Here is a 24,948-nt window from a genome sequence, read left to right as displayed (position 1 = left end):
CCGGGCCGTCAGTGTAGACGCGGGGCGCCGAACAGGCAGCGGGCACACGAAAAGGCGCCGCGACCCGAGGTCGCGGCGCCTTTTCGCCAGATCACTAGAAGTCGGCCGACGACGCGGCGTCGTTGTTGCAGGTGCCGGTCTTGTAATTGATGTCCGACGACTTACCGGCGGGGACGTCGAGGAAGCCGCCGTTCCCGGTGTTGTTGTACGTTCCGTTCGAATAGACCCGCAGGGTGCGGCCGCTCAGGTTGATCACTGACGACGCGGAGTCGTTGAGGTTCGTACCGTTGGTGTACGTGTAGTTGCGGAAGTCCTGGACGTGACCCGTGTACTTGCCGCTGGCCGGGCTCAGTTCCTTCAGCACGGCGACGCTGCCGCTCAGGCCGTAGTGCTCGTAGAAGCAGACATAGCCCTGCTGGCACGTCCAGGCCGCCTGAGCGGCCGACGGCGTGACCGCCACCGCGCCGGCCACGGCCAGAGCGGCACCCACCACACCACTGATCGCCGATCGCTTTCTCATGAGCTGAAAACTATCCGAGACCACTTTATTGACACTGAATTCTTCGCGTGCGTTAGCTGGGTCACTTCCCGAACTTTCCGCAGCCGCCCGAACTCTTGTTCTGCATGACAAACAGCAATGACCGCAGCCGATGGAACTGGCTGCTCGCCATTCCGGTGGTTGTTCCGCTGGCCACCTTTCTGTTCAACTTCGACGGTCCGCGACTGGGCGGCTTCCCGCTGTTCTACTGGCTTCAGCTCGCGTTCGTGGGCCTCGTCGTCGCGGTGACCACGCTGGTCTACCGGCTCTCGAAGCGGGAGCGCTGACATGTGGCGTGACCATCTCACCCAGATCATCGTGTTCGGCGTGCTGTTCCTGGGGGTCAGCGCGCTCGGCTTCGCCGCGTCGCGCTGGCGCCGCACCGGCTCGCTGAACCACCTTGACGAGTGGGGCCTCGGCGGCCGCGGCTTCGGCGGCTGGATCACCTGGTTCCTGCTCGGCGGTGACATCTACACGGCGTACACCTTCGTCGCCGTGCCGGCCCTGCTCTTCGCGGCCGGTGCGACCGGGTTCTACGCCGTGCCGTACACCGTGATCGTCTATCCGCTCGTCATGTTCGCGCTGGTGCGCCTCTGGTCGGTCTCGTACCGGCACGGCTTCGTGACCCCGGCCGACTTCGTCCGCAAGCGCTACGAGTCGCGGACCCTGGCCCTGCTGGTCGCGGTCACCGGCATCGTCGCCACCATGCCGTACATCGCGCTCCAGCTGGTCGGCATCGAGGCCGCGCTCAAGACGATGGGCCTGGTCGGCGAGTCCGGCTTCACCCGGCACCTGCCGATCCTGATCGCTTTCGCCATCCTGGCCGCGTACACCTACTCGAGTGGGCTGCGGGCGCCGGCGCTGATCGCGTTCGTCAAGGACGCCCTGATCTATCTGGTCATCATCGTCGCGGTGATCTACCTGCCGTTCAAGCTGGGCGGCTGGGGCGGCATCTTCGACGCGGCCTCGGCGAAGTTCGAGGCCAGCGCCGCCCCGGGCGACGGGATCCTGCTCAACGCCAACAATCAGCTGAACTACGTCACCCTGGCCCTCGGTTCCGCGCTCGCGCTGTTCCTCTATCCGCACACGGCCACCGGCATCCTGGCCAGCCGTGACCGCGGAGTCGTCAAGCGCAACATGGCGGCCCTGCCGGCGTACAGCCTGGCCCTGGGTCTGATCGCTCTTCTGGGTTATGCGGCGATCGCGGCCGGGACCAAGCCCGTGCTGGGCGACAACAACACCATCGTGCCGGCGCTGTTCGACGGCCTCTTCCCGGCCTGGTTCGCCGGGGTGGCGTTCGCCGCCATCGGCATCGGCGCGCTGGTGCCGGCGGCCATCATGTCCATCGCGGCGGCCAACCTGTTCACCCGCAACATCTGGGTCGAGTTCCTCGACAAGGGAGCCTCGCCGGCCCGCGAGGCCCGCGTCTCGAAGATCACCTCACTGCTGGTCAAGTTCGGCGCGTTGCTGTTCGTGGTCGGCATCAGCCCCCAGTTCGCGATCGACCTCCAGCTCATCGGCGGCGTGATCATCCTGCAGACGCTGCCGTCGGTCGGCATCGGCCTCTACACCCGCTGGTTCCACAAGGGCGCGCTGATCGCCGGCTGGACGGCCGGCATGGGCGCCGGCCTGTGGATGCTCTATCTGGTGCCGAACGCGGCCACCAAGCACGAGCACTTCGGCGGCTCGGCCATCGCCCTGTCCAAGCTCGGCTTCGACTCGCCGCGGACGCTGTACGTGGGCTTCCTGGCCGTCGCGGTCAATCTGGTCGTCGCCACGGCCGGCACGCTGATCCTGCGGGCGGCCGGGGTCCGTGACGGCGGCGACGGGACGGCGCCCGGGGACTACGTGACCGACCGCGAGCCGGCCCGGATCCCGGAGTCAGTAGCTGTAAAGAGCTAGCTGGTTGACTTCGTTGCGGCGGTGATGATCCGGGGTGCACGAGCCTTCGGATAGCGCCGCCGGCGCGCCGTCCGGCCCGGGCCCCCTCGCGCGGACAGGACGGCGACGCGACGACGGCCGGCGGTCACCACCGCCGGCCGTCCGCCTTACCCGGCAAATAGAACAAAGGGTTCGAACCTCGTTAACCCGGCGTCCAGCACCAAAGATCCACACTGGTCGCCATGCGAACCCCTCTACTCGCCGGCCTGGCCGTCCTGGCCCTGACCGGCGCCATCGCGGCCGTTCCCCACGCCGACCAGCCCGCCGGGCACCATTCCGCGGAGTCACCCGGCAAGCTCCTCCTGCGCCACGGCCCCGGCGCGCCCGTGATGGTCGCCGCGCATCGCGGTTACTGGCGCGGCGCGCCCGAGAACTCGATCGGCGCGATCACCCAGGCCGTGTCGCACGGCGCCCAGATCGTCGAGATCGACGTCCAGCGCACCAGCGACGGCGAACTCGTCCTCATGCACGACGACACCGTCAACCGCGCCACCAACGGCACCGGCCGGGTCGCCGACCTCACGCTCGCCCAGATCAAGGCGCTGCGCCTGCGGGAGGGGCTGGGCGGCGGCCAGGCCGCGGTCACCGGCGACACGGTGCCCACGCTGCGCGAGGCCATGCAGGCTGTACGCCGCGGCGGCACCCTGGTCAACCTGGACAAGGCGTGGGCCTTCCGCGACCAGATCTACGACCTGCTGGCCGAGCTCGGCCAGGTCGGCCAGGGCCTGTTCAAGAGCAGCGCCCCGGTCGCCGAGGTCACCGCCTTCCTCGAGAAGGACCCGCGGATCCTCTACAGCCACGTGGTCGACGACGGCAACGCGGGCGACGTCGGCGCCTTCACCGGGCGCCGGCCACAGGCGTACGAGCTGATCTTCGATCGTCTCACCGACCCGCAGATCCAGCCGGCCGCGGTGGCCAGGGCGCGGGCCACGAGCCGGGTCTGGATCAACACCATGTGGTACGGGCTGGCCGCCGGCTACACCGACGAGGCCTCCCTGCGCGATCCGGCGCTGGGCTGGGCGTCGGTGGTCGACCGGCACGGCGCCGACATGATCCAGACCGACGACGAGGACAACCTCAACGACTGGCTCCAGGCCCGGTCCCGCGGGCGGGCATGGCCCAGCCTGCCCGAGGGCACCGTGCGGGTGCAGGCCGAGGACTACTCCACCGCGGGCAAGGACGTCGGCTACCACGACGCTGACGACGCCAACAGCGGCGGCGCCGCCCGCAAGTACGAAGGCGTCGACATCGGCGACAACGCCGGAGCCATCGTGGTCGGCTGGATCCGGGCCGGCGAATGGATGCGCTACGACGTGACCGTGCCCCGCACCGGCGACTACCGGATCACGGCCCGGGTCTCCTCGCCCTACCGCCCGGCCGGCCGCTTCACGCTCGACTTCGGCGCCGGCGGCGTCACCGCGCCGGTCGACGTGGTCACCACCACCTCGCACAACGCCTTCACCGAGCAGCCGGTCGTCACCAAGCGGCTGACCCGGGGTGAACACACCTTCTTCGTACGGATCGACGCCACCGCGTACCAGAACTTCAACCTCGACTACATCGAGTTCACCCGGGTCTGAGCGCGGCCGACAGGTGGTGCCGGCCGCTGATGCCCAGCTTCGGATAGATGCTGTTCAGGTGGGCGCCCACGGTCCGGACCGAGATGAACAGTTGCTCGGCGATCTCGCGGTTGCGCAGCCCGCGCGCCGCGAGCTCGGCCACCTGCTGCTCCTGGGGTGTCAGCACCCCCGGCCGGGCCGTCGGGCCGGTCGCCCGCAACTCCCGGGCCGCGTATTCGGCCAGCCGCACGGCGCCCAGCTTTCCGAAGGCCGTGGCGGCGGCCGAGAGCTGGGCGCGGGCGTCGCGCGGCCGGCGGGCCCGGCGCAGCCACTCGCCGTAGTGGAGCTGGGCCACGGCCAGCTCGAACGGCCACTCGGCGGCGGCCTCGTCCGCGACGGCGCGGCGGAACGACTCCTCGGCCTCGTCGCCCTCGGCCAGCAGCGCGTCGGCCCGGTGCAGCAACAGCCGCAGCCGTACGCTCGGCACGGCCCGGGCCGAGGCCCGGACGCCGTCGAGAATCGGCTGGATCTCGTCCCGGTGCCCGCTGCGCACGGCCGCCGACACCAGGTCGGCGATCCCCCGCACGGCCAGGAACGGCTCGAGGGGCCGGCCCTCACGGTCGAACATCGAGCGCAGATAGCGGTACGCGTCGTCGGGCTCGCCGCCGGTCATGGCGGCGAGGCCGGCCGCGCGCAGCAGCCGGACGTGGATCGCCCGATGCTGCTCGACGTCGATCCGGGCCCAGGCCTCGCGAACCAGTCGCATCGTCCCGGCGCCGTCGCCCCGCAGCGCCTGCACCTGCGCCCGCAACGCCTCCAGCGCGGCCCGCAGCACCGGCAGCCCCGAGGTGTCGACCGTGTCGGCGACCTGCTCGGCCCGATCGGCCTGTCCCGTGTCGATCAGCGCGGCGACCAGGGCCGGGTTGGTCTCCCCGACGTCGCCCAGGGCCGTGTCGATCTCCCCGGTCGCGCCGAGGGCGGTGTTGTGCCGCCCGGCCGCCGGGTTGAGCTCGACCACGGCGCTCAGCAGGTCGACGGCGAGGCGTGAACGGTCCTCCAGGGCGGCGATGGTGCCCATCACGGCCAGCGTGCGCCGGTCGTCGCCGGGACCGGGCGGCCGGGTGATCTCCCCGAGACGCCCTCCGGCGCGGTCGGCCGGGTCGCTGAGCAGCCGCATGAGGGCCACGTCGGCCGGGTCGATCTCCGGCGCCACCTCGGCCAGCATGCCGGCCAGACACCGCCGGTGCTCCTCGTGGCCGGAGATGGCCGCGATGGAGGCGGCCAGCCGCGTCATGGCGACGCTGGTGCGCCGGCCGGCCCGGCGGGCGGCGGCGATGATGCCGTAGGCGTCGTGCTGCCGGCCGGCCCGGGACAGGGCCACGGCCGCCGTGAACTCGGCCGGGGCGGTGAGGTCCGGGTCGGCGGTGAGCCGCCGGACCACCGCGTTCAGGTCGGCGGTCCAGTCCGTCGCGCCGAGACGGGCGGTGTCGGCCGCGGCCTGGGCCAGGCGCCGGGCCGCGCTCTCGGAGCAGGAGGACCGGTCGGCCGCCCGTTCCATCGCGATGGCCGCCTCGACCAGCTGGTCGCGCGACCGGAAGACGCCGGCCGCGGTCTCCCAATCGGCCGCGACCATCTCGTCCAGGCCGAACGTGGCCGCGCCGAGATGCATCGCGCTCTGCTCCGGCAGGTGCCGGGCCAGAGCCCGGTGCGCCCGCGCGCGCTGATGAGCGGTGGCGGCCTGATAGGCGGCGTCGGCGGCGAGCGGATGGACGAAGTCCACAGTGCTCCCCGCGTGGACGACCAGATCGGCCGGCCACACCGGTTCGGACGTCCCCGCGGCGGCGGCCACGGTCCGCGCGTCGACGGGCGCTCCCAGGACCGGCCCGCCGAACAGCGGCGCGGTGGCGGCGGCCAGGTGGAGCAGGAGCCGGCGGGTCGGCTCGGGCAGATCGCCGATCCGTGCGGCGTAGGCCGGCCGGAGCGGCCCGTCGCCACCGCCCAGCTCGAGAAGCGCGGCCGGGTTGCCCCCGGCGCGGCGCACGATCGCGGCGCGGGCCCGGCCGGCCGGCGGGTGCGGCCGGGTCTCCAGCAGACGGATCGAGTCGCCGGCGCCGAGTGGGGACAACGCGAGCGTCGGCAGCGCGGTCGTGATCTGGCCGGCCGGGGCCGCGAGCAGAAGGGCCCGGACCACGCCGTCGAGCTCGCCCGGCAGGGAACCGGCGTCGTCGGCCGTTATAAACAGAGGACGGCGCCGGTCCAGCTCGCTCAGCACGTCCCGCGTCATGCGGGCCGGGTCGCTCGTCCGCGCACCGGGCGCCAGGCCGAGGAAGGCCAGCGCGGCCCGGGCATCGGCGCCTTCCAGCTCCGGCAGGTCGCGCCGGACCGCCAGCAGGATCTGCCGGATCAGCGTCAGCGGATCGGCCGGTCCGCGCAGGCGTACCACCCGATGCCGGCCGCCGTCCCGGGCGAGCTCCGCCGCCGCGGTCAACAGCCGGGACTTGCCGGCGCCCCGGTCGCCGGTGACGACCAGCGCCCCACCACCGCGCAGCAGCTCCTCGACCCGGGCCAGTTCCCTCGTACGACCGATGATCTCCGTCATGGTCAGTCCCCCCGGTTCGCGGCCAGCAGATCGCGGAGCTGATGCCGGCTGCCCACGCCGAGCTGCGGGAAGATGTCGTGCAGATACGACGAGACCGTCCGGGGCGAGACGTTGAGCTCCTGGGCGATCTCGATGTTCTTCAGCCCGTTGGCGGCGAGCCGGGCGATCCGCCGCTTCTGTGGTGGCAGCGCGGCCAAAATCGCGTCCGGCTCCGGCCCGTGCACGCCGGACCCCGGAAGATAGCGGCGTGCCTGCTCGGCCTGAGCCTGGGCGCCGAGTCTCTGGAACGTGTCGAGGGCGGCCTGGAAGTACGGCCGGGACTCGCGCAGACGTCGCTGCCGCCGCAACCAGACGGCGAAGGAGAACTGCGCCTCGGCGTGTTCCCGGGGCCAGTGCCGTCCGGCGTCCGGGTGACCGATGGCCCGCCGGAAACTCTCCTCGCAGCCGTCGAGCAGGGCGGCCGCGTGGTCGGCGAGCATCGCGGTCCGCCGGCTCGCGGGGCGGGCGGCGGCGACGAGGTCACGGGCCTCGGCCGTACGGCCGGTCCGGACGGCGGCCTGGGCCAGCTGCGGCAGGGCCTGCGGGCCGAGCACCGGATGACTGTCGTGAAAGGCCAGGAAGCTTTCGTACGCGGCGTCGTGCTCATCGGCCGCGAGCGCGGCCAGCCCGGCCGCACGATGGCTCAGGCCCGCGACCAGGCCCGTGGCGGCCGGAGCCGGCGGGGCCGCGCTCTGGTCACGCCAGGCCCGCAGCGTGGCGCGCAGCGCCGGAAGCATCGACGCCAGAAGCACGGCGCCGCTGACCGCGGCCAGGCTCTCGGCCTCGTCGATCAGGCCGGCCGCCTCGTGCCAGCGCCCGACGTCCAACAGGGACAGGATGAGCAGCGGCAGCGCGGTGATGACCGGGCCCGGTGTGCCCTCCCGGAGACCGATCTGGCGGACCGCGCCCAGGTCGGCCGCGGCCCGGACCGAGTCGTCCCAGCGCCACGCGACCGTGCCGGTGAACAGCAGCCGGGCCGCACCGGGCCGGCCGTCCGGAGTGAGCGGGCCCTCGTCGACCCGGTCGAGCAGTTCCGGCAGTTGCCGGAAGTGGCGGTAGTCGCCCGAGACCATCACGGCGGTGGCCGCGACCGCGGCCAGGCTCATCGCCTCTCCGCCGGCCGGCGCCGTCGCGAGGATCGCGTCGCGGGCGAGGTCCAGGGCCGCGGCCGGGCGGCCCAGCTGGATCAGGGCGAAGCCGGCGCTCGCGTCCTCCGGGCCGCCGGCCGGCGCGTCGCGATGGAGCTCGACCGCCCACGACGGCTCCCCGGCCTCGTAGGCGGCCGGCACCGTCGATTCGGCGGAACCCGCGGCCAGGTGCTCGCGGAAAATAGGGTGGGCGAAACGCACTTGGCCGTCGGCGATGGTGACCACACCCGCGACCTCGGCCGGTTCCCAGTCCTGGACGCCGGCGCCGCCACCGGCCCGGGTCAGCACGTCCACCGGTTCGCTCTCCCCGGCCAGCGCCGCGTGCCGCAGCAACTTGCGGGTCACCGGCGGAAGGGCGGCGCACACCGCCGCGAACTCCCGGGGTGTCCGTACGGGCGCGCCGGCGAGCCGGAGCAGGACCATCGGGTTTCCGGCGGCGAGGCGCAGGGCCTCACGCCGGGGGCCGGTGGTCAGCGGGCCGAGGAGCCGGGCCGACGCCGTCTCGTCCAGCGGCGGGACCACGTACCGGATGATCTCCGAACCGATGCCCGCCGGCGGTTCACTGCCCCGCGCGGCCAGCACCACGGAGACGCGCTCGTCCGACAGGTGCCGGGTCAGCGAGGTGAGCAGCCGCCGCGACTCCGGATCGGCGGCGTCGGCGCGGTCGACGAGGATCAGCACCGGCGCGTCGGCGGCCAGGCGGTCCAGGGCCAGAACCATGCCGGTCAGCAGCGCGGGTTCGTCCTCCGGCGCCACCGGCCGGCCCGAAGCCGACCAGGCGCGTAACACGTCGTACGGTCCCGCCGATCCGGCCGGCGGGGCCGCGTGGCCGGTGAAGAGGGTCCGCAGGAAGTCGTTCGGCGCCAGGTCGACGACGTGAAAGCCGCGATCGCCGGCGAAAGCCCCCAGAGCACGCATCAAGGTCGACTTACCGATGCCGGCCTCGCCGAGCACCGCCAGGAACATGGGGCGGCTGCGGGCGGCGCCGAGCAACGCGATCATCCGTTCGTCCACCGTCGCCTGCCCCTTTCCCGCGCTGACCAGGTCATTCGACCATCATTGATGCGCTGTGCGCCACGAAGTGAAGACGCAGAACCGTCGATCAGGTAGAACAAATCCGATGACCGGTGAAGATTCCTTCGGCGCGCTTCTGCGGCGGTTCCGCGCGTCCGCCGACCTGACCATCGAGCAGTTGGCCGAGGCGTCCGGTGTCAGCGACCGGTCGATCAGCGACATGGAACGCGGCGTCAGCCGGCGCCCACGTCCGCGCACTGTGGAGGCGCTGGCCGACGGCCTGGATCTCGACGAGGCGAACCGCGAGGCGATGCTGACGTCGGCCCGGGAGGGTCGCAACGCCCCACCGGCGGCGCCGGCCAACCGGAGTCCGCTGCCACGCCAGGTCGCCGACTTCACCGGCCGGGCCGCCGAGCTGACCCAGGTGGCGGCGTGGGCCGAGGCTGCGGACGACCGGTCGCCGGCGCCGGTCGTGGCGGTCAGCGGCACGGCCGGCGTCGGCAAGACCACCTTCGCCGTCCGGGCCGCACAGGCCTGGCCGATCGAGGAACAACTCTTCGTCGACCTGCGCGGGCTCGACGCCAAGCCGCTCACCCCGCTGACCGTGCTGAGCCGCCTCATCCGGGCCGTAAGCCCCGACGTACGGGCCGTGCCCCGCGACGTGGACGAATCCTCGGCCCTGTGGCACAGCCTGATCCGCGGCCGGCGCGTCGTCGTCGTGCTCGACAACGCGATCAGCGAGAGCCAGGTGCGCCCGGTGCTGCCGCCGCACGGCCCGGCGATGGTCCTGGTGACCAGCCGCCGCTCGCTGAGTGGCCTCGAGGACGTCCACCGGCTGCGTCTCGACCCCCTGTCCGAGGGTGATGCGACGGCGCTGCTGGGCACCATTGTCGAACGCTCCGGCGCCTCCGAGGAGCAGCTGCGCCGCATCGCCGACCTGTGCGTGCACATCCCGCTGGCCCTGCGGATCGCCGGCAACCGCCTGGTCAGCCGGCCGGGATGGACCGCCGACGACCTGATCGCCCGGCTCGCCGCCCAGGAGCGCCGGCTGGAAGCCCTGTCGGCGGGCGACCTCCAGGTCAAGGCGGCCTTCGACCTCTCCTATCAGCAGCTGTCCGGGGTGACGCGGCGCCTGTTCCGGCGGCTCGCCATGGTGCCGGGCTCCTCCACCGGCGCCGAACTGGCGGCCGTGCTGGTCGAGGAGTCGCTGCTGGCCACCGAGGACGCCCTGGACGACCTGATCGACCTCAGCCTGCTCCAACAGCGCCCGGACGGCCGCTTCGAATTCCACGACCTCCTCCGGCTGTACGCCTCATCCGCCCTCGACCGCGAAGAAAGCACCACCGACCGGGCGACCGCGGCCCGCCGCCGCGACGACTGGCTGCTCGACACGGTCATCGTGGCCGGACGGCACTTCGAACCGGACTACGGCCCCGGCAAAGCCGGCGCCACCGAGGTGATCGAGCTGACCTCATCAGCCGAAGCCGCCGCCTGGCTGCGGGCCGAGGCCGAGAACTGGCTGCCGGCCCTGCACGCCGCGGCCGAACAGGGCGCGGACCAGCTGGTCATCGACGTGGCCGAGGCGCTGCACTGGTTCGGCGACAGCTGGTTCTTCTGGGCGGGCTGGGAGGACGTCTACACCCTCTCGACCCGGGCCGCCGATCGGCTCGGCGACGATCGTCTGCGCTCGATCCACAGGGGATATCTGGCCTGGGTCTACATCAGGACGACCGAGGACTTCGACCGCGCCCTGGCCAACGCCCGGTCGGGCCTGGAGCTCGCCATCTCCTCCGGTGACCGGCGCCAGACCGGCTGGGCCAACTACTACGTCAGCTGGGCCCTGCGGAGCCTGGGACGGCACAGCGAGCAGATCGGCTTCACGCGGGCGGCGATCGCCGATCTGCGGGCCGTCAACGACCTCGAGGGTGTGCCGAACGCGCTGATCCAGCTCGGGATGGCGCTGATCGGCAGCGGCGCCGACGACGACGCGATTCCCGTCTTCGAGGAGGTCATCGCGGTGGTCCGTGATCCCGCGACGGCCCCGCCGGCCCACATCGGCCGCTTGGCGGAACAGTCGGCGCTGGGACACCTCACCGGGATCCACGCGGATGCCGGACGGTGGCCGGAGGCGTTGCGCCGGTCCGGCGAGACGGTCGCCGCCACCGAGCTCCTCCCGAATCCGGACGCCTACATGCTTCTGGTCCTGGCCCGGCAAGCGCTGATCAACGTCGCTCTCGGTGACTTCGAGGCGGTGCGGGCCGACCTCGCCGCGGCGGAACCGCTACGGGAGCCGGCGGGCTCCGTGGCCCGCCGGGACCGTGAGGTCCGCGATTGGCTGGCCGAGGCGGAGCGCGCGCTGGCCGCTCACGAGGCGACCCAGTCGAGCAGGTAGCGGTTGACCACCGCGGGCCGGGTCCGGCCCAGGTCGTGCGGGCCGTCCGGGATCACCTCGTAGCGCAGGTCCGGGATCAGGCCGGGCAGCCGGTGGGCGGTGGCCTCGATCGGCAGGACGGTGTCGGCGTCGCCGTGCAGCAGCAGCACCGGCACGTCGACGCGGGGCAGATCGTCGCGATAGTCGGTGGCGACGACGCTGTCGACCAGAGCGGCGCCGCCGCCCAGCCGTGAACGGGTGAACGCGAGGGCCGGGGCGTCCAGGCCCTCCGGATTGTCGCCGGACCGGGTGAGGAACGGCGGGACGGCGCCGATCAGCACGGCTTTGCGGACCCGCCCGGAGCCGTGGCCGCTCAGATAGCGGACCACGGTGCCGGTGCCCACCGCCGCGCCGATCAGCACACATCCGGTCGCGGACATCTGCTCCAGACAGTCGGCCAGCTCGCCCGGCCCGTCACCGGCGAAAGGAACGACCCGGTGACCGGCCGCGGTCAGCGCGCGGTGCTGTTCCTTCCACGACGCGCTGTCCTCGTGCACCAACACCATGGGCTCTGACATGAGCCCATTGCACGCCACCGCATGCGCCGGCACCACGAACTGAAGACGCAGAACGCCGTTTACCAGAGTACAAGCGAGGACGCCTCGTCGTTCCGCAGAATGGCCGGAACCCGCAGCCCACTGAACGAGTACTTCGTGTTCGCGGAAACATCCTGGGACGGACCCCCGAAGTCACCGTGACGCCAGAGCGTCAACCTTCGATCGGTCCGATTGTCGACCGACGACACCTTGTCGTTCAGGTTGGTGCCGTTGAAGAACGTGTGATCGCGGAACTCGCGAATCCTCACCTGTCCGCCGTTGCCGAGCGGCACGACGAAGACACTTCCCGTCCGGTCGTAGTGCTCGTACAGGCACAACTCACCCTTCGAGCACACGTACGCGGCTTGCGCGGGCCCGGCCGGGATGACCACCGTCCCGGCGACGACCGCCGCGACTCCGACAAAACCCTTCAGGACATTACGCATCTTCATGAGTCCTTACCGCCCCGCCCGCAAAGTGACCTGGATCGCCGACATCCTGTCGTTCTTGAGCTCGCCGGGACTGCCCTTGAAGTTCATCCGCTCTCCCGGGCCGACCACCGCTTTCGGAGAGTCTCCCTGACAGTCGAAGTTGTCACAGGCGAGAACGTTCCACTGGCTCCTGTTGACGATCGACGAGACCTTGTCGTTGACCCGCGTCTGGTCGTAGAAGACCCAGTTACTGGTGAAGTTGTGCGTCCCCAGGGTCGAAATGACGAGGACAGAACCCTGAAGGTCGTAGTCCTTGTAGAGGCAGATCTGATTCGTCCGGCACTGGTGGACCGCCTGAGCGCTGGACGGCAACACCGCCAGGCTCGCCGTCACGGCCAGCGCGGAACCGACAGCAGCGCGAACGAGCGCACGCTTTTTCATCGAACCTCTCTCGATTCGGATAGTTGCCGGCTACAGGTCTCAGCCGGCGAAGTCCAACGTCTGCAGGCCGGTGCGGCCTCCGCTGCCCGTGGTGAGCTTGCCGTTGTCGACGCTGAGGGTGCCGAAGGCGCCCTTCAGCTCGAACTGACCGGAATCACCGGCCGGCACCACCTGCCAGATCTGGGCCGCGTCGCCGGGGCGGCAGGTCTCCAGCTTCAAGGCGGCGCCGGACGTGTCGGCCACGCAGGATCCGGCGCCGGCGCCCTCGTTCCAGAACGGCGGCGCGATGACCACCCGGTTCTTCGCCGACACCGGCGCCGCCTTCAGCGACATCATCGTCGAGTCGGTGTGAATGGTGCCGGTGAAGTCGACCACGCCGTTCTTGCCCACCTGCATGAAGCGGTCCATCCCGTCGTCGGCGACGTCGATGACCACGCCCTTGCCGACGTCGATGCCGATCCTCTTCAGCGCCGACAGATCGGATTCCGCCGATTCGGCGGGCGGCGCCTTGGTCGGGGCCTTGGTCGTCGCCGGCGCCTCGGCCGGCGCCTCGGTGGTGGCCGTCGCGGCGGGATCGGCCGGGACCGGCGCGGGCGAGGTGGTGGTGACGGCGGCGGGCGCCGACGTGGTCGCCGACGCCGCCGGCGAGTCGTCGCCGCCGCACGCGCCGGCCGCGGCCGTCATGATGCCGACCGCGCCGAGAACACAGAAACGGGAGAAGCGCATGGCTACCTTTCGTCGGTGAGCGGAGGGTTGCGCGGGTACGGGCGATAGGCGACCTCACGCACCGGCAGGCAACAGGCGGTGGCGAAGCGTTCGAGCTCGAAACGGACGATCCGGCCGTCGTGCCCGTCGTCACCGGGCCGGCCCACCTCGCCCCACTCGACCCGCGCGGTCCCGGACAAATGCAGGGTGGCGCCGGTCGTGAAGTCGAGGAAGAGCAGGGCCGCGGCCGGGCTCACGGCCAGATTGCCCAGGCTGTTGAACATGTTGTTGCCCGGATAGTCCGGCCACCACAGGCCGCGCTCGTCGATCCGGACGAAGCCGGGCGGCCCGCCCCGGTGCGAGGCGTCGGCGCCCCGCTCCGGGTGCGCGGTGCCGAGAAAGAACGTGTCGGCCGACCGGATCAGCGCGATGTCGTCCGGCCCGAGCTCGCCGCCTCGGCGTACACCGCCCGCCGCCTCCGCTTCGGAGCCGGCGGCGTCGAGAAGGCGCTGCTGGATGAACTGAGGGCAGTTGCCGTACGCCTGCTCGACCTCGATGACGAGCAGGTCGCCGGTGGAAACCGCGAGATCACCATTGATCCGTACGCGGCGCCGCCGGGCGAGATCCACGGCCGTGGTGCCGACCTTCTGCCGGGCGGCGATCCCGCGCAGGGGATCGCCCTCCCCGATCCCGGCGTGGACGGCCAGCTCGGATCCGGACCGGACCTCGAGGAAACCGGGCGGGCCGGCCACCGGCGAGGTCCACAGCCGCCCGGCCCCGTCCCGGCCCGTGAGGGCCAGGAAGTTCAGCCCGCCCAGGAACCCGGCGAGGCCGTGCGACAGACCGGCCGGTTCGAGCATGGGCTCGAGCCGGGCCGCCTCCCACCGCACGCCCGCCTCGGCCTGCACGGCCAGCTCGCCCGGGTGGAACCCCGCGTCGGCGGTCTCAGCCACCCACGTGCCCGGCCGCGGCCAGGATGGCCTCGACGGTCACCTCGGGGTGCGACACCAGCGACAGGTGCGAGGCCGCGACCTCGAAGGTCTTGGCGCCCGCGCGCTCGGCCATCGACCGCTGGGTGGCGGCCGGGATCACCAGGTCGTCGGTGCCCACGACGGCCCAGCTGGGCAGCGTCCGCCAGGCCGCGGCGGTGGTCGGGGCGGCGTTGGCGCTCAACGTGATCGGCCGCTGACCGGCGAGGATCAGCCGGCCCTCGGCATCGGGAAGGTCCTGGGCGAAGTACTTGAACACGGTGTCCTGCTTGAGGAACGCCTCGGCGTCGCCCTCGGGAGCGCCCGGGTAGCCGACGACGTCGAGGACCGTCGTCGGGTCGGGGACGTCGAGGGCCGACCCCGAGCCGCCCAAAATCTGGAAGATGCTCTCGCCCTCGGCCGGGATGAAGGCGTTGACGTAGACCAGCGCCTTGGCGCTCTCGATGGTGCCGGCCGCGTTGCTGATGACCACGCCGCCGTACGAGTGGCCGACCAGCACGACCGGTCCGCTCGTGCGCTGCGCGACGAACGACGACAGGTACTCGGCGTCGGAGGCCACCCCGCGCAGCGCGTTCGGCGGCGCCAGCACGGTGAAACCCTGGCCGCGCAGCTGCGCCGTCACCGAGTTCCAGCTGGAGGCGTCGGCCCAGGCTCCGTGTACGAGGACGATGGAAGGCTTGCTCATTTTCTCTTCTCCTTAACGAAGGGCCGCGAGAGCGTTCGACCACGCGATGAGCTGGTCGAGCATGGTGTTCAGGTGGTCCTGGTGGTACTCCGCGGGCGCGAAAGTGGTGTAGTCGCGGAAGTCGCCGGCCAGCGAGAAGGCCACCTGGGCCCGCACGTCGGCGACCTGGAGCTCGGCCATCACGAGCCGGAGGTGCTCGACCGCCCGGGTGCCGCCGGCGCTGCCGTACGAGACGAAACCGGCCGCCTTGTTGTTCCACTCGGCGTACAGGAAGTCGATGGCGTTCTTCAGCGCACCGGACGTCGAATGGTTGTATTCCGGCGTCACGAACACATAGCCGTCGAATTCGGCCACCTTTCGGGCCCAGCGCTGGGTGTGCGGCTGGGCGTACTGGCCCATGGCCGGGGGTGTGATCTCGTCCAGGTGCGGAAGGTCGAACTCCTTCAGATCCACCAGCTCGAACTCCGCACCCCCGTGCTTGACCGCCCGCTCGTAGACCCAGTTCGCCACGGCCTCGCCGTTGCGGCCGGGCCGGGTGCTGCCGATGATGATTGCGATTCTGGCCATTGCTGGTCGATCCCCATTCCGTTTCCCGGCGGCTGCGATGTCAGCACGGACGATGCCGGACGGCACTGGAGTTCCAGTGAAGAGAAAGTGCACGGCCGCTCGGCGGCCGTCTGACCAGACAGTTGATTACCTACGGTTAGACTCGGCGCGCACTGGGGGATGTTGACGGGGGTGGGTGTGGCGGCGAACCTTCGTCTGCGGATTCTCGGGCCGATGCGTCTGTGGCATGGATCGGCCGAGGTCGACGCCGGCCCTCGTCAGCAGGCCCTTCTCCTGGCGCTGTTGCTGGCCCGGCCGGGACGGCGGACCAGCACGGTCGACCTGGTCGACCTCATCTGGGGCGCGGGCGCTCCGGCCACCGCGATCAACGTCATTCACAAGTACGTCGGCACGCTGCGCCGCATCCTCGAACCGTCCCTTGCGGCCCGGGCCGACGGTTCTTATCTGTTGCGCCAGGCCAACGGCTATCTCTTCGCGGCCGGCGCCGAGGTGCTGGATCTGGTCGCCTTCCGTGAGCTCGTCGAGGCGGCCCGCGCCGAGAGCAGCCCGGAGACGGCCCTCGATCACCGGATCGAGGCGCTGCGGCTGTGGCACGGACCGGCCGGCGACGGCCTCGCGCTGGGGCCGGAAGCCATGTCGATCTTCGCCGGGCTCAACGACGAGTTCCTGGCGGCCTGTGCCGAGGCGGCCGCGACCGCGGTGTCACTGGGCCGGGCCGAGCAGGTGCTGGCGCCGATGAGGCTGGCGGCGGCGATGGCGCCGCTGAACGAACCGGTCCACGCGGGCCTGGTCTCGGCGCTGGGGGCCACCGGCCGGCAGGCCGAGGCGCTGGCGGTGTTCGGGGCGGTTCGCGAGCGCCTGGCCTCGGAGCTCGGCGTCACGCCCGGTGAGGATCTGCTGGAGGCTCAGCGGCGGGTGTTGCGGCAGACGGCGCCGACCGTGCCGGCGTCAGCGGCCCCGGGTGTCCCGGCCGTCCCGCCCGCGGCCGGCCTGATCGGCCGGGCCGAGGAGAAACGGCTGTGCGGCCAGGGCGTCGCGGCGGCCGCCGCCGGGGGCAGCAGCCTGGTCGTGGTGGAGGGTGAACCGGGCGGAGGCAAGACGCGGCTGCTCGAGGAGATCGCCGCCGAGGCCGGCCGGCAGGGTGTGCTCGCCGTGTGGGGCCGCTGCCTGGAGGGTGACGGCACCCCGTCGATGTGGCCGTGGACCCAGGTGGTCGGCACGCTGCTCGAGATCCTCCCCGTCGAGGAGCGCCGGCCGTGGCTGGACGGTGAGCTCGGCCGCCTGGTCGAACCACGGGGCGACGACATGCTCGGTACCCTTCCGCTCGACAGCCGCGCCCGGTTCCGCGTGTTCGAGCATGTCACCCGCCTCGTCGGCCGGGTCGCCGCGACCCGGCCGCTGGCGCTGATCATGGATGACCTCCAGTGGGGCGACGTCGCGTCGCTGCACCTGTTCGGTCACCTGGCGGCCGACCGGCCGGCCGGCACGATGGTCGTCGGCGCGCTGCGTGACCGCGCACCGGCACCCGGGCCGGACCTGCGCCGCCTGCTCGCCGTGGCCGGCCGGGTGCCCGGCCACCGCCGGATCCGGCTCGGCCCGCTCGAACTCGCCGACGTGGCCGAGCTGGTCCGCCGGGAGACCGGCCGGGAGCCGGCCGACGACGAGGTCCGGCAGATGCACGCCCGCACCGCGGGCAACCCGTTCTTCGTCCGGGAGCTCTCCCGGTGGTCGGGCACCCGGGCCGGCGTGCCGGCGACGGTGCGCGACGTCGTCACCGACCGGGTGGCCCGGTTGAGCCCGGAGCCGGCCGCTGTCCTGCGTACGGCCGCGCTGATCGGCCCCGAGGTCGACCTGCGCCTGCTGGCCGGCGCGTCCGGGATCGGCGTGCAGGAGTGTCTCGACCTCGTCGAGCCGCTGGCCGCGCTCGGCCTGCTCGAATCGACGCCGGACGATCCGTTCTCGTTCCGGTTCGCGCACGACCTGGTCCGCGAGTCGGTCGCCGCCACGACCTCGCCGCCCCTGGCCGCCCGGTTGCATCTGCGCATCGCGGACACGCTTGACCGCGGCGAGTCAGCGGCCACGACGTCGGCCGAGCGCCTGGCCCATCACCTGTGGTCGGCCGGACCGCTCGCGGAGCCGGAGCGGACCGCGACCGCGCTGCTGGCGGCGGCCCGCCTGGCCACGGCCAAGACGGCGCTGGAGACGGCGGAGCGGCAACTGAACTCCGCCGTGCAGATCGCCCGCTCGGCTGATCTGAGCGAGATCGAGTTCTCCGCGCTGATGCAGCTCACCATGGTCGCCGGGCGGCTGGGCTATCCCCGGCCGGTGCTGGACCTGCTGGAGCGGGCCGAGCACCTGGCCCGCGGCCTCGGGCGTGAACGGGACGCGGCCGACGTCCTGTTCGCCCGGGTGGTCCGGCTCTCCCAGTCCGTCATGCCCGATCGCGGACGGCTGGCCCGGAACCTGTTCGACTGGGCGGTCACGTCCACCGACCCGCTGGTGCGGGCGTCCGGGTTCCAGGCCTGGGGCCTGCGCCAGTGGGATCTGGGCAACATCGAAGAGGCGCATCGGTTCCTGCAACAGGCACATCGGACCCTGATCGAGGGCGACGACCAGGTGGACGGCGACCCGCTACAGAGTGACCTGCGCCTGTCCTCGCCGATGATGCAGGGGGTGGTGACCGCCCTGTACGGCGACGTCGACTGGGCCCGGCGCCTGTTCGACGAGGTGGACACTGCCGCCGGCGACAATCCGTACGCGGTCACCATCTCGTCCCACTACAGCGGCACGGCGGCGTCGATGGTCGGCGACCCGGCCTGGGCGACCCGGATGGTGCGGCGGTGGCTCGCCGTCGAACCGAACGACTACGCCCACGTCGACAGCTATCTGCACATCACCCGCTGCTGGGCCCGCGCCCGCTCCGGTGACGACCCGGCCGGCGCCGCCGCCGAAGCGGAGGAGTTCATGGCCAAGCTGCTGGACCCGCCGCAGTGGGGCATCTCGTTCAACTACGCGCTGATCGCCGACATGCTGCTGGCCGCGGGCGAGCCGGTCGAGGCAGCGGCCGCCCTCGGCAAGGCCACCCACTATCTCGACGTCTTCGGGCAGCGGTTCGCCGAGGGACTGATCCTTCTCCTGCGGGCACACACGATGCAGATGAACGGCGAGCCGACGGCCGCGGTCCGGGCCATGGCGGAGAAGGCGCGGGCGCTGTCCACCGAGCGCGGCGCCCACCTCTTCGCCCAGCGAGCCGAGACCTTCCTGGCCGGCCTCAGCTGAGGGTCGCCAGATAGTCGTCGGCGCGGCGGGCGAACAGGTGGGCGCCCCGGCCGGCCGAGAAGGTGCGGGCTCGCAGCGCCGCCGCGCGGACGACCTCGACGGGCTCGCCGGCCGCGGCCAGCGCCCGTGCCCGCAGGAGAAGGATCAGACCCTCGGCGTACCGCTGGCCGTAGGCCTCGAAGCACTCGCCGGCCCGGTCCAGAGCGTCCAGGGCCTTCTCCGGCTCTCCGGCCGCGAGCAGCATCTCGCCCATCAGGCCGTACCAGGTGGACACGCAGGACCGCGGCGGGTCGAGCAGGATCGTCGTGATCATCCGCTCGGTCTCGGCCGCCGCGCCGGCCGGGTCGTGGCCGGTCACGGCCAGCGCCCACCAGCGGGCCAGGCGCTGATAGGCGCCCAGGATCTGGAACGAGAAGCCGGGGTCGGCGGCGACGCCGCGCTCGACGGCCCGCAGCACCCAGGCCGGATCGCCGGCCTGGACGGCGATCCTCGTCGCGAAGGCCGCCCACACCGTCACCACGTACGGGTCGTCGCCCGCGTCCGCCTCCAGCGCGTCGATCATGGCGCGGGCCGCGGCCACGTCGCCGTGGAGCGCGGTCGTCTCGGCCAGCATCGCGCCCGAGAGCAGCTGAAGGTCGTGCCGGAGCGGATCCTCGGCCCGCCGGGCCAGGCTGGGGTTCGACCGGCTCAGATAGCGGTAGGCCTCACCGATGTTGCCGATGGCCCATTGGTGGATGCCCCAGGCGTTGATGCCGTACTCGCGCAGGATCGGGTCGGTGGACGCCTCGCCCTGCTCGAGCAGGCGGCGCGCCAGCGGCCCGCCACGGTCGAGCTCGATGCGCTGGGCGTGCGCGGCCCACCGGGAGAACAGGAAGTCGGCGGCCTCCCGCCGCCGGCCCAGCGCCGTGGCCAGCTGCTCGGCCCGCTCCACCAGGTCGAGGACCACCGTGCCGTACGTCGATCGCATGCCGATGACAGTGGTCAGCTGGGCCAGGGCGGACAGTTCGAGCTCGGCCCGTCCGGCCTTGCGGGCCACGTCGACCGCCGATCGGAGCCACCCCTCGGCGGCCTCGAGCGCGGACTTGGCCGTCGCGTGCGCGGCGGCACGCATCAGAGCGTGCGTGGTGCGGACCGGATCGGCCAGCGGGCCCGCGGCCCACAGGTGGTGGGCCAGCCGTTCGGCGACGGGCTCACCGCCGGGATCGGTGTGCTCGAGGGCGTCGGCGACCGCGAGGTGCGACCGGCCCGCGTGGCGCGACGGGGTCGTCTCGGACACCGACTCCCGGACGAGGTCGTGCGCGAAGTGGAAGGAGAACGGGTCGTCCGGTGTGAACTCGAGCAGCCCGAGCGCCTCCAGCGGTTCCAGGCGTTCGAGGCACTCGCCGGGTTCGAGGCCGGCCGCGGCGGCGAGCAGCCCCAGGTTGACGTCGCGGCCGATGAGCGCGGCGATCCGCAGCAGGTCCCGGGCGGGCTCGTCGAGTTCCGCCATACGGTCGCGGACGACATCGCGCACGGCCGACGGCACGCCGGTCCGCGTGGCCGGCCATCGTGAGAGCTCCCGGACGAAGAACGGGTTGCCCCCGGTGCGGGCGTGCAGCCGCCGCACGTCGTCGCCGGCCGGCTCCCGGCCGGTCTCCCGGCGGACCAGCTCGGCCACGTCGTCCGGGCCGAGCGGGCCGACACGGACGCGGCGGTGCCCGGGCATCCGGCTCACGGCGGCCAGCGTCTGCGAGAGCTCGGGCCCGGGCGCCGGCCCGCGGTCGCGCATCACGCCGATGAGCGCGGCGCCGGCGGGCAGGCGGGCCGACAGGTGGCTGAACAGGTGCAGCGAGGCGACGTCGTTCCACTGAAGGTCGTCGATGACGAGCAGGGTCGGCCGCCGCTGGGAGGCGTGGGCGATCACGGCCACGATCCGCTCGAAGAGCCGGAACTGGGCGCCGCCGTCGGGCAGCGCCGCCTCCGGCGGGACGTCCTCGCCGGGACGCAGGAGGCGGCCCAGGTCGCCGGCCGTCCACGTCTCCCGGTCGGTGGCGGGCAGGCTGTCGAGGAGCCGGCCGATCGTCTGGATCCACGGCCACATCGAGGGAGTTCCGTCGCCCTCGGGGCAGACGCCCAGCAGGACCAGGGCGCCGCGCCGCTCCGCCTCGGCGGCGGCCTCGGTCACCAGGCGGGTCTTCCCGGCGCCCGGCTCGCCCTCGACCACGCCGAGCCCCGAGCCGCCGGACAGGGCCGGCGCCACCGTCTCCCGGAGCGCGGCGAGCTCATCGGACCGGCCGACCAGTCCACCCGGCGGGCGGGCCGGGGACCGCCCCGGGCGCCCGCCGGCGAGGGCCCGCCGGTGCGCCTCCCGCATCGTCTGGCCGGGATCGAGACCGAGGTCGTCAGCCAGCTGGGCGCGGACGGCTTCGAACACGGCCAGCGCCTCGGTCTTCTGCCCGGCGGCGCCCAGAACGTCGATCAATGTGGCCTGTACTGGTTCGTGCAGCGGCGCCATCGACGCGGCCCGGCGCACCGCTGGGAGCACCACCGCCGGACGGCCCTGCGAGATGGCCAGCTCGGCCGCCGCCGTACAACTGTGAAAGAACTCGCCGTCCAGAGCGGCGAAGACCGCCCGCGCGGCCGGGCCGCCGCCCAGGCCGGCGCCGACTGGACCATGCCAAAGGTCGAGGGCCCGCACATATGAGTCGAGCGCGGCGTCGAGCCGCCGGCCCGCCCGGTGCGCCTCGGCCGACTCGACCAGTTCCCGGAAGGTGAGCAGGTCGAGCTCGCCGGCGCCCGGGGTGACCAGGTAGCCGTTGCCGTGGCGATGCAGGTAGGACCCGGTCCCGCGAGTGGACAGCGCGGGCTCGAGCAGCCGGCGCAGCGCACCGACGTACTTGTGGATGACGTTGATCGCGCTCGCCGGGGCCTGCTCCTCCCAGAGCAGATCGACCAGCTCGTTCGTGCTCACGGGGCGCCCCGCCCGGGCCAGCAGCAGATTCAGCAGGATCGCCTGCTGCCGTGGGCCGGGCTCCACCTCGGCGCCGTCGCGCCACAGCCGCAACGGGCCGAGGATCCGCAGGCGCAGCGTGGTCATCGGCCCGCGCCGATCTCGGCCAGCAGTCTTTCGGCCCGCTGGGCGAACAGATGGGCCTCCCGCTCGGCCGACAGGGCCCGGGCGCGTTCGGCGGCCGCCCGGACCACGGCCACGGGTTCACCACGGACGTGCAACAGGCGGGCCCGGAGCAGAAGGATCATGCCTTCGGAGTGCCGCTCCCCGAAGGTGTCGACGGCACGCTCGGCCCGGTCCAGCGCGGCCGCGGCCTTCTCCATCTGCCCACCGGCCATCAGCAGTTCGGCCAGCGCCGCGTACCACGTCGTCATCGAGGACCGGGGCGGATCGAGCAGGCTGTCGGTGATCAGCTGGTCGAGCTTCCCGGCGGCGTCCGGCCGGCGGCTCGTCATCCCCAGCCCCCACCATCGGGCCAGCCGTGGATACGTACCGAGGAAGAGGAACGAACGCTCGGGATCGACGGCGATGCTGCGCTCCGCGCAGCGCAGCGCCCACCCGGGGTCGCCGGCCGCGGCGGCCGCAATGACCGCGAAGGAGGCCCAGAACGTCACCTCGTACCGGTCGTCGCCGGCGTCCGCCTCCATGGTGTCGAACAGCTTGCGGGCCCGCGTGACGTCGCCGTACAGCATGGTCATCAGCCCGAGCATCCCCGTGCAGACCAGCTTCAGGTCCCGCAGCAGCGGAAGATCCTCCCGCCGGATCAGGTCGTCGGCCAGGGCGGCGGCCGCCCGCTCCAGATAGCGGAAGGCGCGGCCGACGCGGCCCGTCTCCCACTCGTGCATGCCACCGGCGAGCCACCCGTAGATCCGTACGACATAGTCCTCGGACGCCTCGCCCCGTTCGCGCAGCTGTCGCGCCAGCCGGCCGCTCTGCTCGACCCGCACGCCCTGGGAGAGCCCGGTGAACCGGGTGAACAGGAAGCTCGTCGCCTCGCGGTCCCGGCCGAGACCGCGGGCCAGGTGTTCGGAACGCTCCAGGACGTCCAGCGGAGCGCCGACGTACCCGGCTTGCATGCCCAGGACCAGGGTGAGGTGCGACAGCGCGGACAGCTCGAGCTCGGCCAGCCCGGCCGCCCGGGCCACCCGCACGGCTTCCCGCAGCTGCCTCTCGGCCGCCTCGAAGGCCGACTTCGTCATCGCGCGGCGTCCCGCGCGCACCAGCGCCCTCGTGGTCCGGGCCGGATCGGCCAGCGGACCGGCCGCCCACATGTGGTGCGCGACGCGCTCGGCGACGGTGTCACCCGCCGGATCGGCGTGCTCCAGCGCGTCCGCCACCCGCAGGTGCAGGCCGGGGAGCTGCCCGGCCGGGGTGACGACGGCGATCGACTCCCGCACCAGGTCATGCGCGAAGTAGAGCGAGAACGGGTTCCCCGGCGCCGGCCCGAGCAGGCCGAGCGCCTCCACCGGTTCCAGTTGCGCCAGGCACGTCCGCACATCGACGTCGGCCACCCGGGCGAGCAGGTCGAGGTCGACTTCGCGGCCGACCACGGCCGCGATCCGCAACAGCCGCCGGGCCTGGTCGTCCAGGCCGGCCATCCGGTCCTGCACGGCGTCGCGGACGGTGGCCGGAACACCGGCGCCCTGGGCCTCGTCCGCTCTGAGCAGCCGCGCCAGCTCCCGGACGAAGAAGGGGTTGCCCGAGGCGCGGGCATGGATGCGGGCGGCGACGGCCGGCGACGGCGGGTGGCCGGTCTCGCGGCGGACGAGCTCGTTCACCTCGGCCGGGCCGAGCGGGCCGAGCGCGAGGCGATGGTGGCCCGGCAACCGGCTGGCCTGGGCCAGCGTCCGGGTCAGCTCGGGGTGACCCGTGGAGTGTGTCCGGACGGCGCCGACGAGCACGACACGGGCGGGCAACCGGGCGGCCAGGTGACCGAACAGATGCAGGGAGGCGATGTCGGCCCACTGGAGGTCGTCGATGACCAGGACCAGCGGCTGCCGCGTGGCCGCCTGCGCGACGACCTCGGCCACGCCCTCGAACAAGCGGAATCGCGCCCCGCTGTCCGGCTCCAGCGGCGGCGCGACGACGACGTCGTCCGAGGCCACGAGGCGGCCGAGATCCCCGCCCAGCCACCGGCGGCGGGCCGCCTCGGGCAGGCTGCGCAGGGTCGCCGTGACGGCCTGCTCCCAGGGCCACATCGAAGGCGCACCGTCGCCCTCGATGCAGCGGCCCCAGACGGCGAGGGCGCCGCGGCGGCCGGCTTCCGCGGCGATCTCCTCGATCAGCCGGGTCTTGCCCACCCCGGCCTCGCCCTCGACGAGGGCGAGGCCGGAGCCGCCGGCCAGCGCCGTCTCGAGCATCCGGCGCAGCTCCGCGGCCTCCTGAGCCCGGCCTATCAGCCCGTCCGCCGGCGCGGCCACCCCGGGTGTCAGCGCCCCGGGTGTCAGCGCGGCCCGGATCGCCTCGTTGAGCGGGGCCATCCGGGCCCCGAGGCGCAGCGCGGGCAGCACCCGCTCGGGCTGCCCCAGCCTCGCCGCGAGGGCGGCCGCCGCGACGGCCGCGTCGACGAACTCGCTGTCGAGCGCGGCCAGGACCGGCGCCGCCGCCCCGTCACGCAGTCCCTCGCCCGCCGGCCCCCGCCACAGGCTCAGGGCCTCGACGTAATCGTCGAGAGCCGTCCCGGCCCGCTCGACCAGACCCCGGAAGTCGACCAGGTCGACCATCCCGGCGTCGGCGGCGAGCGCATATCCGGCTCCCCGGCGGTGCAGGTACGAGCCGGTGCTGCGCACCGCCAGGCCCGGCTCCAGCAACCGCCGCAGCGTGCCGACGTATTTATGGACGATGTTCAGCGCGCTGGCCGGGCGGTCCGTCCCCCAGAGCAGATCCACGAGCTCGTCGACACCGACCGGATGGCCGGCCCGGGCCGCCAGGAGCGCCAGGACGCATTGCTGCTGGCGCGGGCCGGTGTCCACCTCGACACCGTCCCGCCAGACCCGCAACGGTCCCAGGATCTGCACACGGAGCTTCCCCACATGGTCATCATGCCCCGCGCCCGAT

At 72.7% G+C, this 24,948-nt stretch carries 17 protein-coding genes; 5 read left to right on the top strand and 12 right to left on the bottom strand.

Going from position 1 to position 24,948, the window contains the following annotated elements:
* Positions 1-94: 94 nt before the first annotated feature.
* Complete coding sequence (locus ACFY36_RS01025) at positions 95-520, bottom strand: peptidase inhibitor family I36 protein (protein WP_499743821.1); 426 nt, start codon at positions 518-520, stop codon at positions 95-97.
* Between the two features lie 104 nt (positions 521-624).
* Between ACFY36_RS01025 and ACFY36_RS01020 the strand changes: the two genes are divergently transcribed.
* From ACFY36_RS01020 to ACFY36_RS01010, 3 genes are all read left to right on the top strand, one after another.
* Positions 625-825, top strand: coding sequence for a DUF3311 domain-containing protein (locus ACFY36_RS01020; protein WP_499743820.1), 201 nt, complete (start codon positions 625-627; stop codon positions 823-825).
* Position 826: 1 nt separating this feature from the next.
* On the top strand, positions 827-2,440 hold the full coding sequence (mctP, locus tag ACFY36_RS01015; RefSeq protein ID WP_499743819.1) for a monocarboxylate uptake permease MctP: 1,614 nt from the start codon (positions 827-829) through the stop codon (positions 2,438-2,440).
* Between the two features lie 221 nt (positions 2,441-2,661).
* Complete coding sequence (locus tag ACFY36_RS01010; protein WP_499743818.1) at positions 2,662-4,059, top strand: glycerophosphodiester phosphodiesterase family protein; 1,398 nt, start codon at positions 2,662-2,664, stop codon at positions 4,057-4,059.
* Here the strand turns inward: ACFY36_RS01010 and ACFY36_RS01005 are convergent.
* Both ACFY36_RS01005 and ACFY36_RS01000 read right to left on the bottom strand, forming a co-directional pair.
* Positions 4,046-6,637, bottom strand: a complete 2,592-nt coding sequence (locus ACFY36_RS01005) for a LuxR C-terminal-related transcriptional regulator (protein ID WP_499743817.1) — start codon at positions 6,635-6,637, stop codon at positions 4,046-4,048. The genes ACFY36_RS01010 and ACFY36_RS01005 overlap by 14 nt on opposite strands.
* 2 nt (positions 6,638-6,639) lie before the next feature.
* Entirely contained in the window at positions 6,640-8,838 is a 2,199-nt protein-coding gene (locus ACFY36_RS01000; protein WP_499743816.1) for a helix-turn-helix transcriptional regulator, read from the bottom strand.
* Between the two features lie 106 nt (positions 8,839-8,944).
* Here ACFY36_RS01000 and ACFY36_RS00995 point away from each other — a divergent pair, with 106 nt between their 5' ends.
* Positions 8,945-11,230 carry a helix-turn-helix domain-containing protein gene (locus tag ACFY36_RS00995; RefSeq protein WP_499743815.1) on the top strand — a complete coding sequence of 762 codons (2,286 nt, stop codon included), beginning with the start codon at positions 8,945-8,947 and terminating at the stop codon, positions 11,228-11,230.
* Here ACFY36_RS00995 and ACFY36_RS00990 read toward each other — a convergent pair.
* The 7 genes from ACFY36_RS00990 to ACFY36_RS00960 are packed head-to-tail and all read right to left on the bottom strand — an operon-like array spanning position 11,203 to position 15,623.
* Positions 11,203-11,787, bottom strand: a complete 585-nt coding sequence (locus ACFY36_RS00990; RefSeq protein WP_499743814.1) for an alpha/beta fold hydrolase — start codon at positions 11,785-11,787, stop codon at positions 11,203-11,205. The genes ACFY36_RS00995 and ACFY36_RS00990 overlap by 28 nt on opposite strands.
* 59 nt (positions 11,788-11,846) lie before the next feature.
* The gene (locus ACFY36_RS00985) at positions 11,847-12,251 is read right to left on the bottom strand and encodes a peptidase inhibitor family I36 protein (protein ID WP_499743813.1); all 405 of its coding nucleotides are present in this window, start codon (positions 12,249-12,251) and stop codon (positions 11,847-11,849) included.
* Between the two features lie 12 nt (positions 12,252-12,263).
* On the bottom strand, positions 12,264-12,677 hold the full coding sequence (locus ACFY36_RS00980) for a peptidase inhibitor family I36 protein (protein ID WP_499743812.1): 414 nt from the start codon (positions 12,675-12,677) through the stop codon (positions 12,264-12,266).
* A 39-nt stretch (positions 12,678-12,716) separates the two neighbouring features.
* The gene (locus tag ACFY36_RS00975; protein ID WP_499743811.1) at positions 12,717-13,403 is read right to left on the bottom strand and encodes a hypothetical protein; all 687 of its coding nucleotides are present in this window, start codon (positions 13,401-13,403) and stop codon (positions 12,717-12,719) included.
* A gap of 2 nt (positions 13,404-13,405) precedes the next feature.
* On the bottom strand, positions 13,406-14,335 hold the full coding sequence (locus ACFY36_RS00970; RefSeq protein WP_499743810.1) for a pyridoxamine 5'-phosphate oxidase family protein: 930 nt from the start codon (positions 14,333-14,335) through the stop codon (positions 13,406-13,408).
* Positions 14,328-15,056 (bottom strand): alpha/beta fold hydrolase, encoded by a 729-nt coding sequence (locus tag ACFY36_RS00965; RefSeq protein ID WP_499743809.1) that lies wholly within the window; start codon positions 15,054-15,056, stop codon positions 14,328-14,330. Before ACFY36_RS00965 ends, ACFY36_RS00970 begins: the two co-directional genes overlap by 8 nt.
* Positions 15,057-15,068: 12 nt before the next feature.
* Positions 15,069-15,623: an NADPH-dependent FMN reductase gene (locus ACFY36_RS00960; protein ID WP_499743808.1), complete on the bottom strand. Its 555-nt coding sequence runs from the start codon at positions 15,621-15,623 to the stop codon at positions 15,069-15,071.
* A 213-nt stretch (positions 15,624-15,836) separates the two neighbouring features.
* Between ACFY36_RS00960 and ACFY36_RS00955 the strand changes: the two genes are divergently transcribed.
* Entirely contained in the window at positions 15,837-18,902 is a 3,066-nt protein-coding gene (locus tag ACFY36_RS00955; protein ID WP_499743807.1) for an ATP-binding protein, read from the top strand.
* On the opposite strand, the gene ACFY36_RS00950 is transcribed toward ACFY36_RS00955, so the two are convergent.
* Positions 18,895-21,978 carry an ATP-binding protein gene (locus tag ACFY36_RS00950; protein ID WP_499743806.1) on the bottom strand — a complete coding sequence of 1,028 codons (3,084 nt, stop codon included), beginning with the start codon at positions 21,976-21,978 and terminating at the stop codon, positions 18,895-18,897. The two genes, ACFY36_RS00955 and ACFY36_RS00950, sit on opposite strands and share 8 nt — an antisense overlap.
* Positions 21,975-24,923 (bottom strand): ATP-binding protein, encoded by a 2,949-nt coding sequence (locus tag ACFY36_RS00945; RefSeq protein ID WP_499743805.1) that lies wholly within the window; start codon positions 24,921-24,923, stop codon positions 21,975-21,977. The genes ACFY36_RS00950 and ACFY36_RS00945 overlap by 4 nt, the downstream gene beginning before the upstream one ends.
* Positions 24,924-24,948: the final 25 nt, after the last annotated feature.

Origin of the sequence: Actinoplanes sp. NPDC000266 (assembly GCF_042899005.1) — a bacterium.
Lineage (GTDB): Bacteria > Actinomycetota > Actinomycetes > Mycobacteriales > Micromonosporaceae > Actinoplanes.
Note: the sequence above shows the minus strand (reverse complement) of the source record. Positions and strands in the feature narration are given on the sequence as shown.